The sequence below is a fragment of the Rhodothermales bacterium genome (genome assembly GCA_034439735.1).
Lineage (GTDB): Bacteria > Bacteroidota > Rhodothermia > Rhodothermales > JAHQVL01 > JAWKNW01.
On the sequence record JAWXAX010000297.1, the window covers coordinates 1 to 11,546 of the forward strand.

At 61.8% G+C, this 11,546-nt stretch carries 8 protein-coding genes; 4 read left to right on the forward strand and 4 right to left on the reverse strand.

Translation table 11 applies throughout. From position 1 onward, the window contains the following. Nucleotides 1-2,370, reverse strand: a 2,370-nt coding sequence (locus tag SH809_20565; protein ID MDZ4702116.1) for a Tex family protein, incomplete at its 3' end; no start/stop codon positions are given. Nucleotides 2,371-2,733: 363 nt separating this feature from the next. Further along, a complete protein-coding gene (locus SH809_20570; GenBank protein MDZ4702117.1) occupies nt 2,734-5,829 on the reverse strand; it encodes a DUF5060 domain-containing protein in 3,096 nt (1,031 codons plus the stop codon). 213 nt (nt 5,830-6,042) lie between these two features. On the opposite strand from SH809_20570, the gene msrB reads away from it, so the two are divergent. Further along, nucleotides 6,043-6,462 carry a peptide-methionine (R)-S-oxide reductase MsrB gene (gene msrB / locus SH809_20575; GenBank protein MDZ4702118.1) on the forward strand — a complete coding sequence of 140 codons (420 nt, stop codon included), beginning with the start codon at nt 6,043-6,045 and terminating at the stop codon, nt 6,460-6,462. Nucleotides 6,463-6,553: 91 nt separating this feature from the next. Here the strand turns inward: msrB and hppD are convergent, their stop codons facing one another. After that, nucleotides 6,554-7,690, reverse strand: coding sequence for a 4-hydroxyphenylpyruvate dioxygenase (gene hppD / locus SH809_20580; protein MDZ4702119.1), 1,137 nt, complete (start codon nt 7,688-7,690; stop codon nt 6,554-6,556). Nucleotides 7,691-7,980: 290 nt separating this feature from the next. Between hppD and SH809_20585 the strand changes: the two genes are divergently transcribed. After that, nucleotides 7,981-8,523, forward strand: a complete 543-nt coding sequence (locus SH809_20585) for an NUDIX hydrolase (protein ID MDZ4702120.1) — start codon at nt 7,981-7,983, stop codon at nt 8,521-8,523. A gap of 36 nt (nt 8,524-8,559) precedes the next feature. Continuing rightward, nucleotides 8,560-10,287: a hypothetical protein gene (locus tag SH809_20590; protein MDZ4702121.1), complete on the forward strand. Its 1,728-nt coding sequence runs from the start codon at nt 8,560-8,562 to the stop codon at nt 10,285-10,287. Between the two features lie 69 nt (nt 10,288-10,356). Here the strand turns inward: SH809_20590 and SH809_20595 are convergent, their stop codons facing one another. Beyond that, complete coding sequence (locus SH809_20595; protein ID MDZ4702122.1) at nt 10,357-11,103, reverse strand: energy transducer TonB; 747 nt, start codon at nt 11,101-11,103, stop codon at nt 10,357-10,359. 163 nt (nt 11,104-11,266) lie between these two features. Between SH809_20595 and SH809_20600 the strand changes: the two genes are divergently transcribed. Further along, the coding region (locus SH809_20600) for an oxidoreductase (protein MDZ4702123.1) at nt 11,267-11,546 on the forward strand (280 nt) is incomplete at its 3' end.

Consider the following 11,546-nt stretch of genomic DNA (forward strand, 5'->3'; position numbering starts at 1 on the left):
ACGGTCATTGCCACGGTCATTGCCACGGTCATTGCCACGGTCATTGCCACGGTCATTGCCACGGTCATTGCCACGGTCTCTCCCACGGTCATTTCCTTTGTCGCCGCCTTTGTCGCCACCTTTGTCACTGCCTTTGTTCTGGCCTTTGTCACTGCCTTTGTTCTGGCCTTTAGCCGGACCCTTGGGTTTCCCTCCCCCCTGTTTCGGCGCCGGCTTTTCCTCCAGCTTCATCGACAGCCCGATCCGGTTCAGCTTCTCGTTGATCTCGGTGACACGGACCTTCACCACCTGGCCGACCTTCACGACTTCCGTCGGGTCGCTTACGTAGCGATTCGCCATCTGCGAGACATGCACGAGTCCGTCCCGGTGCACCCCGATATCCACAAACGCCCCGAAGTTGGTGACGTTGGTGATGGAGCCTTCGAGGATCATCCCCACCTGGAGGTCTTTCACCTCCATCACGTCCGGCCGGAAGGTGGCGTAGGTGAACGCCGTGCGCGGGTCGCGGCCTGGTTTTTTGAGTTCATCGAGGATGTCCTGGAGCGTCGGGATTCCGATGTCTTCGCTTTTGTACTGGTCGAGTTTCAGCTCCTTCAGGCGCTCGGGTACCCGGGTGATCGTCTCGATCGGGATGGCGAGGTCGGCCGCCATGCGGGAGACGACGTCGTACCGTTCGGGATGGACAGAGGTGTCGTCCAGCGGGTTTTCGCCGCCGGGGATGCGGAGGAAGCCGGCGGCCTGCTCGAACGCTTTGGGGCCGAAGCGGGGGACCGCCATCAGCTGTTCGCGCTTCGTGAACCGGCCGTTGGTGTTGCGGTACTCGACGATACTTTTCGCCAGCGCCGGCGTGATGCCCGAGGCAAACCGCAGCAGCTCCTTCGACGCCGTGTTCAGGTTGACACCCACGAAGTTGACGCAGCTTTCGACGGTTTCCTCCAGCTTCTGGCGGAGGCGCGTCTGGTCCACGTCGTGCTGGTACTGGCCGACGCCGATGGATTTTGGGTCGATCTTGACCAGCTCCGCCAGCGGGTCCTGGAGCCGCCGGCCGATGCTGATCGCGCCACGGACGGTGAGGTCCAACTCCTTAAACTCCTCGATGGCCACCTCGCTCGCCGAGTACACCGACGCGCCCGACTCGTTCACCATCACCTTGATGGGCGGCGTCGGGAGGTCGGCGATGACCTCGGTGACAAACTGGTCCGTCTCCCGCCCGGCCGTCCCGTTACCGATGGCGACGAGTTCGATGGCGTGGGTTTCGATGAGATGGCGGAGGGTCTTTTTGGCCTCTTCGCGTTTGCCGGCGCCCGTGTGTGGGAAGATCGTCTGGTAGGCGACATAGGTGCCGAGCTGGTCCAGCACCGCTACCTTACAGCCCGAACGGAAGCCCGGGTCGAGGCCGATCGTGGGGCGCATGCCGGCGGGGCTGGCGAGCAGCAACTCCCGGAGGTTGGCGGCGAAGGTCGTGATCGACTCTTCGTCGGCCTCCTGCTTTTTCTGCAGCCGAATCTCCCCGACGATGGGGTTTTTCATGAGCCGGCTGAAGGCGTCGGCGGTGAGGGTGGTGTAAAACGCGCGGAGCGACTCGTCGGGGGTGACGATCTCCTTCTCGCCGAGGTAGGTCTGGATATACGGCTCGTCGAACGCTAGTTCGAGAAACAGGATGCCCTCGGTTTCGCCACGGCGCAGCGCCAGCATGTTATGGGCCGCGATAGACTTGACAGGCGCCTTGAACGCGCGGTAGTTCTCGAACTGGGTGGTGCCTTCCGGAAACTCGCTCTTGATGGAGGAGCTGAATTCCCCGGTCTTGAATAAGAAGTCGCGAATGTACGCGCGGTGTTCGGCCTTTTCCGAGATCTCCTCGGCGAGGATGTCGGCCGCGCCCTGCAGGGCGTCCTGTGCGGTCGCCACCCCCTTTTCGGCATCCAGATACGCCTGGGCGGCTTCTTCGAGCGGCCTGCTGAGCGGCGCGCGCGTGTTCTGGGACTTGATCCACTCGGCCAGCGGCTCCAGGCCCTTTTCCCGGGCCTGCGTCGCCCGCGTGCGGCGTCTGGGTTTAAAGGGGAGATAGAGATCCTCCAACTCCGCTTTCTGCCCGCAGGCTATGATTTGCTGCTTGAGCTCGTCGGTTAGCTTGCCCTGCTCCTCGATCGACTTGAGGATGGCCTGTTTCCGTTCGCCAAGCTCGGTGAGGTAGGTGTGGCGGTCCTGCAAGGTGCGGAGGACGACCTCGTCCATCCCGCCCGTGCGTTCTTTGCGGTACCGCGCCACAAATGGCACCGTGCCGCCGTCGGCGAAGAGAGCAAGGGCGTTTTCGACTTGCGCCAGTTCGAGAGACAATTCCCGGGCGAGCGACTCGGCGATGGTAAGCATACGGTTTTCTCAGGGAGGCAGTAGATTGCATCAGCCTGAGTCAAAGAGCGACGGGAGGAAATGTTTCGGGCGCTCCCCCGACTTCATGCTTGGACTCCATGCGAATCATGTGTGTTTGATTCGCTCATAGACCTCCCCAAAAACGTAATGTCCTCTCGACTGCAGTCGCCGGCTTGACGGCGACGAAGCGGAGAGACCTCCTGAAACCTGGCAAAAGTCTTTTGGGGGAGGTCCCTCCGCTACAGCGCCGGCTACCGCCGGCGCCTTCGGTCGGGATGACGGAGTGTTTATTCAATAACACCACTCGGTGCCACCCCGTAGCCCTTCCTCCCATCGCGAATCATGGAGTCCGAGTCCGGCATGTTATCGGGCGTGGACGAGCACCCGCTGCGCGGACACGCTATCGCCAAGGGCTCGAAGTATAAAGAGGCCTGGCGCCAATCCGGCGCCTTCCATCCCGAACACATGGCGCACGCCGGCTTCCAGGAAGCCTTCGTGTAGTACCTTGACCTGCCGGCCGAGGAGATCGAACACCTCGATCCGGACGGCCTGGTCGCGGTCGACGGTGAAGGTCGCCTCAAACTGGTCGGTAAACGGATTCGGATAGGCGGATTCGATCGCGAATACCAGCGGCACGGTGTCGAGCAGCGACAGGGCGGCCTTCGAGGCGCCGGCCTGGTCGATCACCGTGAAGGCGAGTGAGTAGGTGGCGCCTACCGTCCCCGAGTAGCTCGTGGTGCTGTATGGCGTAGCGCGTACGGTATGGGCGCCGGTCGTTGGCGTCCACGACGTGTAGTTGCCCGAGGCATCGCCGGCGAAAGCAAACGGGGCCGTTGCTTCTTTTCGGAAGGTGCTATTGGCGTCATACCCGAATATGACGCTCTTCGTGAGGTTATTGACGTTGGCGCGCATGTTCAGCTTGCGCGTGGGTAGCGTCGCCAGGTTAAGCGTCGCCCCGGTCGGGATCGGATCGTAGCCGGCGATCGGGAGGTCCGAATCAGCGTTGATGAGGGTCAGGTTTGTCACGGCAGGAGTGTCGCCGGGCGGCGGTGGGGGCGGAGGATCTTCACCGCCCTCGCGCGGGCTTTCAGCGGGGCCCGTGCCGATGGGGGTGAACCCGGCGTCGGTCGTCATCACGATTTTATCGACGTACGTCTCGTCCTTTTGCATCCACACGCTGATCGTGTGGGCGCCGGCGCTGTTGACGGCCAGGGTTGCGAGGTTGGTCGAGAGCCGCGTACGGGTCCACGTCCATGCGTTGTACGTGTTGGCCACGATAAACGAAGCCGCGCCAGAGGACTGGTTGTCGATGCCGGCGTGCGCGCGGTTGTCGTCCGAGTTATTGGCCCACATCCGCAGCCACAGATAGTAGGTGCCGGTGGTGGCGAACGAGACGTCGAACGTCATCTCCGGGCTGGTATTGACGAAGGTCGACAGGTTTTTGCCCAGGTCGGGCAGGGCCGCCATGGCGCCTTCGCCGCTGAAGCCGGCTTTGTCGGTCTTCAGCAGCCATTCCTGGCCGCCGCGGGGGATGTTGGTGGCGAAGTGTTCGGCTTCCATCACCAGGAGGCCGCCGCTTTCCAGGAAGGTGCCGTCACCCGTCGGTGGCGGCGGAGGGGGGTCTTCGCCGCCACCATTATCGAGCGGGTCGCCGACGAGCGCCACCCAGTCCTTCGTCGTTTCCGAAGGTGGGCTGCCGATCGACTTTGTGCCAGGGCCCGAGACGGATGTCACGGTGCCGTTTTTCAGAGCGCCGCCCATGCGCGGGTTGTACCACTGGACGGGGTAGGTTTTGACCGTCGAGCCGAGATTGAGAGTAGTGGAGCCACCGGTGGGGAGGTAGACGGCGTAGATCCGCCCGAGGTCTGCGTAGACGCGGTTCGTGTCGTCTGGGACGAGGCCAGCTTGCGGCTCCATGTCCTGGAAGGGGAGGTAGGAGGTGAAGAACGTGTGGGCGATGGTGGATTGCTCCCAGAGGAAGTCGTACCGTCGGAAATCCTCCAACTCCAGGTCGCGTTTCTCGACATCGAAGCCGAGGTACCAGTCGAACCCCGCTCCGCCGGCCATTAAACTGCCCCACATCTCGGATTTACGGACGGCCTCCATGTTGGCGGCCTCGGGCTGGACGCCCCCATTCCACCCGCAGCATTCGTCGAGGGTGATAATCCAGGGCCGGCCGGCGCCCGTCGAATATTCCCGCCATTCGGTGATCCGGTCGTACGTTTTGTCGCCGGCTACCTCCCACTCGCCCTCATGGATCTGGAACGAGATGCCGCTGTAGCCAGGGTTGCCAAGGAGGGGGCCATAGATGAGCAGGTACTTGTCGGTGCCGGCCTGCGAGTGCATCGTGATGATGTGTTTATATGGATCGAGGCCATTTATGAACTCGGTATACGCAATGCGCTGCGCATCCGTATTGCCGATGCCTTCGATCTTGTGCTCCTCGCCCAGATTCCACTTCAGGTGGTGATGGCCGAAGCGGGCGATCATTTCGCGGTAATAGAGTTTTCGCTGGAGGCCCAGTTCGCCGCCGTCGAGCAGGAATTCGTTGCCGAGTTCCTGGAGCACCACATGGAGCAGGATGCCCTTTTTGTTCATGTGGGAGAAGAGGATCTCCCATTGATCGAGCCTGGAGGCATCGAATCGGTACCGTTCCTCATAGGTCGTCCAGGGCCACACGTCCTTGCCGTCGCCCTCGACATTCATCGAGATGAAAAACTGCGAGTTGATGCCTTCCTCGGCGAGGTAGTTCATCGCGCCGACGATGCCTTTGCCTTTGCCCCCTTTCCAGGTGGGATCGCCGGTGTTCCAGTCCTGAATGTGAGCGCTGTAGGTTTTGAGGTGGTCGCCGGCGAAGTTGAACGTGCCATCGAAATCAGGGTCCGCCAGGAAGTTTTCCGGGCTGCCGGAGCCGTTTTCGATGAACCATTCCCCGTTGTCGAACTTCATGTAGTGCTTACCGCCGTACAGCAGCCGGCCCCGGGCGCGGAAGTCATCCCCGGATTTGTCGGTCGCGGCGATGGTGAACGAGCCGGAGGCGCCGTTGAAGGAAGTCGGTTTCCCCGCGCCGGTGCTCACGGCGATATCGGTGCCGGTGACGAACGAGACGCTGTAATTCCAGGTGCCGGTTTCGTCGGGTACGAAGTGAACCCGCCACTTCGCGCCGGAGGTCGCGCTGGTTTCGCCGGCATTGCCGTCGGTCGCGTAATAACCGGGCACGACAAAGGTCTTGGATCCCTTCGTGAAGGTGACGTTCAGCCGGTAGTCTCGGAAGGGGTTGGGCGTGGCGGTTTCCGAGGTTGCCGGCCCGTCGAAGGTGAGCGTGACCGTGTGCCACTTTTTGAGTTCGCCGGTGATGACAGTGGCGGCCGGCGGTGCGGCAGCGATCAGGACCAGCGCAACTACAGATAACAGCCCGGCGACAGGTCGCGGCGATAAGAATGAATAGGGAGAATACATCAGCAGAGGTGCATGAGATGCAGCTACATCTAGGAAAGACGGGGGATGAGGCTCTGCAAAGAATAGGTTAGGAGGGGCATCGCGGCAAGAGGCCGACCATTCTACTTTTGTGCTATTTGTATGGCAGATCCTGTCAGGTATTCCCTGCACCGGCAACCCATCGGGGCGTGCACGGGTAGAAGAGGTGCACCGTTTCCACTTGCCGAATCAATCATGTCCGACCGCGAACCCCGCACCGATGAGAAGGCGCTGAAACTCCGCCTCACCCCCGAACAATACCACGTCACCCAGGAAAAAGGCACCGAGCGCCCGTTCACGGGTGCCTACTGGGATCACACGGAGGAGGGGATGTACCGCTGTGTCGTCTGCCACGAGCCGCTATTTGAGTCGGGCGCCAAGTTCGATGCCCACTGCGGTTGGCCCAGCTTCTACAAGCCGGTCGATCATCAGAAAATCGCCGAACACGAAGATCGCGCCTACGGTATGCGGCGGACGGAGGTGACATGCAAAAAATGCGGCGCCCACCTCGGCCACGTCTTTAACGACGGCCCCCGGCCGACCGGCCTGCGCTACTGCATCAACTCGGCGTCGCTGGAGTTTGATGAAATGGAAAATAGGAAGAGTGAAGAGTGAAGAGTGGAAAGTGGAAAGTGAAAAGTGGGTGTCTCCCGGCCGCTCACGTTTCACTCTTCATTTTTCACTTTGCCTTTTTCATTTTGCCTTTTCACAAGTTTCCTCTGATTGCCTGCTCCCTCTCGATGGCCTCGAACAGCGCCTTGAAGTTGCCTTTACCGAAGGACCGGGCGCCTTTGCGCTGGATCAGTTCATAGAAAACGGTGGGGCGGTCCTCGACGGGTTTGGTAAAGATCTGGAGGAGGTAGCCCTCGTCGTCGCGGTCGACCAGGATGCCGAGGTCTTTTAGCGCGTCCATGTCCTCGTCGATGGGGCCGACGCGGGCCTGAAGGTCGTGGTAATAGGTTGTCGGGACGTGGAGAAATTCGATGCCGCGCCGGCGCAACTCGGAGACGGTGAACAGGATGTCGTTGGTAGCCAGAGCGATGTGCTGGGCGCCGGCGCCCTGGTAAAAGTCCAGGTACTCCTCGATCTGGCTCTTCTTTTTTCCGGCCGCCGGCTCGTTGATTGGAAATTTGATCCGCTCGTTGCCGTTGGACATCACCTTGGACATCAGGGCCGAGTACTCGGTCGAAATATCGGTGTCGTCGAACGAGACGAGCTGTTTGAAGCCCATCACGTTGGCGTAGAAATCCACCATTCGGTTCATGTCCCCGAGGTCGACATTGCCCACCACGTGGTCCACATACTGAAGGCCGATCGGCGCCGGCTGCCAGTGGGGGTTGGCTCTGGGCTCGTAGCCGGGCATGAAGAAGCCCCTGTAGTCCTTCCGCTCGACGAAGCTATGGATCGTATCGCCGTACGCCGAGATCGAGGCCGTCCGGATCCGGCCGTTGGCGTCTTCCAGCACGGTGAGATCGCGTACGACTTTCGCGCCGCGGCTGGCCGTCGCCTCGAGGGACTTCGCCGCGTCGTCCACCCATAACGCGATGTCGCGGATGCCGTCGCCGTGGCGGTGGATGTGGTCCGCGATGAAGTTGTCGGGTCGCAGGGGCGTCGTCAGCACCAGGCGAATTTTACCCTGCATGAGCAGGTAGCTGGCCGTTTCGCGGCATCCGGTTTCCGGGCCTTTGTAGCCGGCGAGCTGGAAGCCGAACGCGTTTTGATAGAAGTAGGCGGCCTGTTTTGCATTGCCGACGTAATATTCGATATAGTCGGTGCCGTTGATCGGCAAAAAATCCTCTTCCAGGGTCGCGGAAGCGGGGTTGACTGGGACGGTTTGAGCCATGATTGTGGTCTATGTATCGTCCATCGCGCTATCGGCATATCCCAGAAAAGCGCTTCCGAACTATGCCATGATGACGTGTGGATCAGGTGCGTGAGGGAGGCGTGGACAACATCCGTTCCGTCTGGCGTGTCTTTTCAGGCAACGAGCGGCCAAACGGGATTGATCCCATGGGGAATGGATCAATCCCGCGCAGCGGGGATTAACGGCAGGCGCGGTCCCTTTTTTGCCCGGGCTCGATATCACAGGGAATAATAAGAATCGTAGGTTACAGAGCACTTACCCGCAGCCGTATGCATCGCTGGAGCGTTCTCAACAGTCAGTATCTGGTCGATCGCGCGTGGATGAAACTCCGCGAGGATCATGTCCGTCTCCCCAATGGGCACGAGATCGAGGAATTTCATGTCGTCGAATACCCGAACTGGGCGGCGGTGGTGTGCCTCGATACCGAGGGGCACCTCGTGCTGGTGGAGCAATATCGGCACGGGATCAGCCGTTTAAGTCTGGAGCTGCCCGCCGGCGTCATCGAGCCCGAAGAGGCGCCACACGACGGCGCCCGGCGCGAATTGCTCGAGGAAACCGGGTATGTGTCGGACGACTGGACGTTCCTCGGCCGCTGCGCCACCGACCCGAGCAACCACTCGAATTACGCTTACCTGTACGTCGCTCGCGACGCGGCCCCCGCGGCGGAGCAGGCGCTCGATCACGAGGAGGTCATCCGCGTGCACCGGATGCCCATCGACGATCTCAATCGGGCGCTTGACGCCGGCGACATTGTACACGGCATCCACCTGACGGCGCTCCTCTGGGCGAGCCGGCGCGGCTTGCTCGTGTGACGAATTATAAACAACGATCTAACCCGACGACCTACGATGGCGCAGATGGGCCAGCTTGCCTGGCGGAAGACGATTGGATGGGTGACGCTCGGGGGTTTTATACTGGGCGCCCTGGTGCTGGCCCTCCTACCGGGCCGGGGGCCGGGGCATGATTATGTGATGGCGGAACTGCGCGTCGTGCCGACCGGGTGGGACTCCATCCGTATCGAGCCGGTTTTTGCCCGGCGCTCGGCGCTCGGCCGCGACCAACCTATCACGCCTGATAGCCTGACGGTCTACATGCTCGATGCGGCCTACGATACCCTGTATGCCGGCGCCGACCTCGTACTCGCGCTGCCGGACGCCGACCTCGGCAACAACGAACGCATCCTCATCGATGTCTGCGGCAGGTTCCGATCGTATATCGTGTGTGAGCAGGCCTCGGTGCTGGCTTCCCCCAAACGGGTCCATGTCGAGCCCGATTTTATCTACCCACTCGAACAGGACGTACAACGGGGCGAATATGAGCTGCCGTTTATCGTGGAGCGCCAGGTGTTCGGCGATGAACAGGCCTGGGAGGTCATCCAGCCGACGCGTGCGCTGCGTGGGTATGTAAAAGCGTTTGTCGAGGGCCGCGCGAGTGAGCCGGTGCAGGTAGATTTCACTCGGGCCACGGGGCGCTTCGATCTGGCGCGCGATGCTAACTATCGCGACTTCAAGTTCGCGCTCGATTCCGAACTCCGCAGCCGGCAGTCGGCCACCATCCGGTTCGATGTGTTCGTGGCGCTCCGGGGCATCGATGCGGCCGTGGCGTCGCTTACCCGGAACGTACGGGTCAAGACACAGGAAGAACGCCAGGCCGAGGTGGGCCGGCTCGCCGAATTCGCCGCCGACCGGATCATCGAGATCATCGACCCCTTCGTGGACGAACGACGCAGCGTGGCCTATATCGACACGTGGCAGTTCAATGCCATTCGCGGGATGTACACCGCGGAAATGGAGGTCAACTGGAGCAGTACCACGTTCGTTCGCAGCCGCTATAGTCTCCGTGGCCGGCTCGACATCGCGGAGGATGGCAGCAGCGCCGCGTTTGTACTGACCGATGGCGACCGCAACGGCCGGCGTCGATGGGAGTCGCGGGTGAATGGCGATCGACTGGACCTCGGCGCGATCGACACGGGCGGGGCCTCGATCATAGACGCCGGGCTGTATAACGAGTCCGACGGCCTGCTCGTCCTCGAAGCCGAGCAGTTCGACGCGTCGGAGCCTACCGAAGATCAGGCGTGGGAGATGCGGACGGACAAAGCGGGGTACCAGGGCGCCGGCGCTGTCGTCGCGGGGCCGGATGACAAGCGGGTGGTGGAAGAGCCCGGGCGGGGCGCCAGCCCCGGTCTGGTGTACGGTGTCCGTATCGACGAACCGGGCACCTACTATGTGTGGGTCCGCGTCTGGGCGGACGGGACCGAGGACAACTCGCTCCACATCGGGCTCAACAGCGTCCCGCAACGCTCGGCCCTGCGGATCGAGACGCAACGTTACGACCGGTGGCAATGGACGAGCGACGTGCGCGGCCGGCGGGGAATCGCCACCCTCGAGGTCGAGCGCTCCGGACTTCACTCAATCCATCTCTGGATGCGCGAAGACGGACTGTATGTCGATCAAATCCTCCTCACCCGCGATCCGGAGTTTGAGCCGGGTGATGGACGGTATGCCGCGAGCAACCGTGTGGAGCAGGAGGATGACACAGCCGTGGTGCCTTCGTTCCCCGGACGACGCAATCGGTGAGAGCGAGCGAGTTTCGGGTTCAACGTTTCGGGTACGGAGTGGCTTGCCCAAAACCCTGAACCCGGCCCCTCACCCACGCGTCGTATCCGCTACCGGGCGTTTGGGGTCGCGCAGGAGAAAGCGGATAGGGAGCCGCATTTTCACCCGCACCAGTTCGCCGTTCTGCCGGCCGGGGACAAAGGTGGCGTGGCGGATAGCGTTCACCGCGACCGAATCACACGCCGGATGAAGCGCCTGCAGCACCAGGATCTGGCTGGTCGTCCCATTCGGCTCCACGACGAACTCGATCACATTTCGCCCCGACACATTGTCGCGCGCCGCTTCGGCCGGGTAATAGATGTTCAGATAAAGCGCACCGAGGCCGCCGACGATCTGCGGAGACTGATCCGCGAATTCGAGAATGGCCCCCTGGGTGAGCCGGCGTAGGTCGGCCACACGCGATGTGGTTTCATGGATCGCCGGCTCGGGGATATCCCCCGCTTTTTCGGCTTCGGGCGCTTCTTCTATCACCTCCGTCCCTTCGGGGTCGCTGTCGAACTTCGTTATCAACCCCCCTTCGATATCCTGCTTCTCGATGATCTCTTTCGGGGATTGCTGGAGTTGGATCCGCTCCTGCTGCGGCGACAGGCGCCACCCCTGCCTGGGAGCCGCGGCCTCCCAGGGGAGGCGAAACAACGTGACAGTAGCCACCAGCGCGAGGGTACACCCCATGGCGATACGCAACGGGGCATATCCGAGCAGCGTATTGTCGCATGGCCTTCTGCCATCGCGACGGATTCGTGCCAGGATCTCAGGAGAAGCGGTCGAAGAGGGCATGCCGGCATGGAGTTGATCTTCTGTGGAGACGATGCGTGCGTAAAATAGTTGCTGGGAGCCCCGGCTGGACAACGAGCAGGCGGTCCCGTACGTTTACCGCAACATCCGTTTATACACGTTTGTTGCGCGAGCCCTATCGGTTCAATTTGATTCTTGTGGATGTATGAAAGCACTCGTACTCGAAGAGGCCGATGGCCGGATAACCCCGTCCGTGCGTGAACTGCCCGATGCGGCGTTGCCGGCCGGCGAGGTGTGCGTCCGCATCGCCTATTCGTCGATCAACTACAAAGACGCCCTGGCGGTGATGCAGCGTGGCAGGATCGTGCGCGGCTCCTACCCGTTTGTGCCCGGCATCGACTTCGCCGGCACGGTTGAAACCTCCTCCGATCCGCGCTTCCCGACGGGCGCCGGCGTGATCGCTACCGGCTGGGGCATCGGGGAGG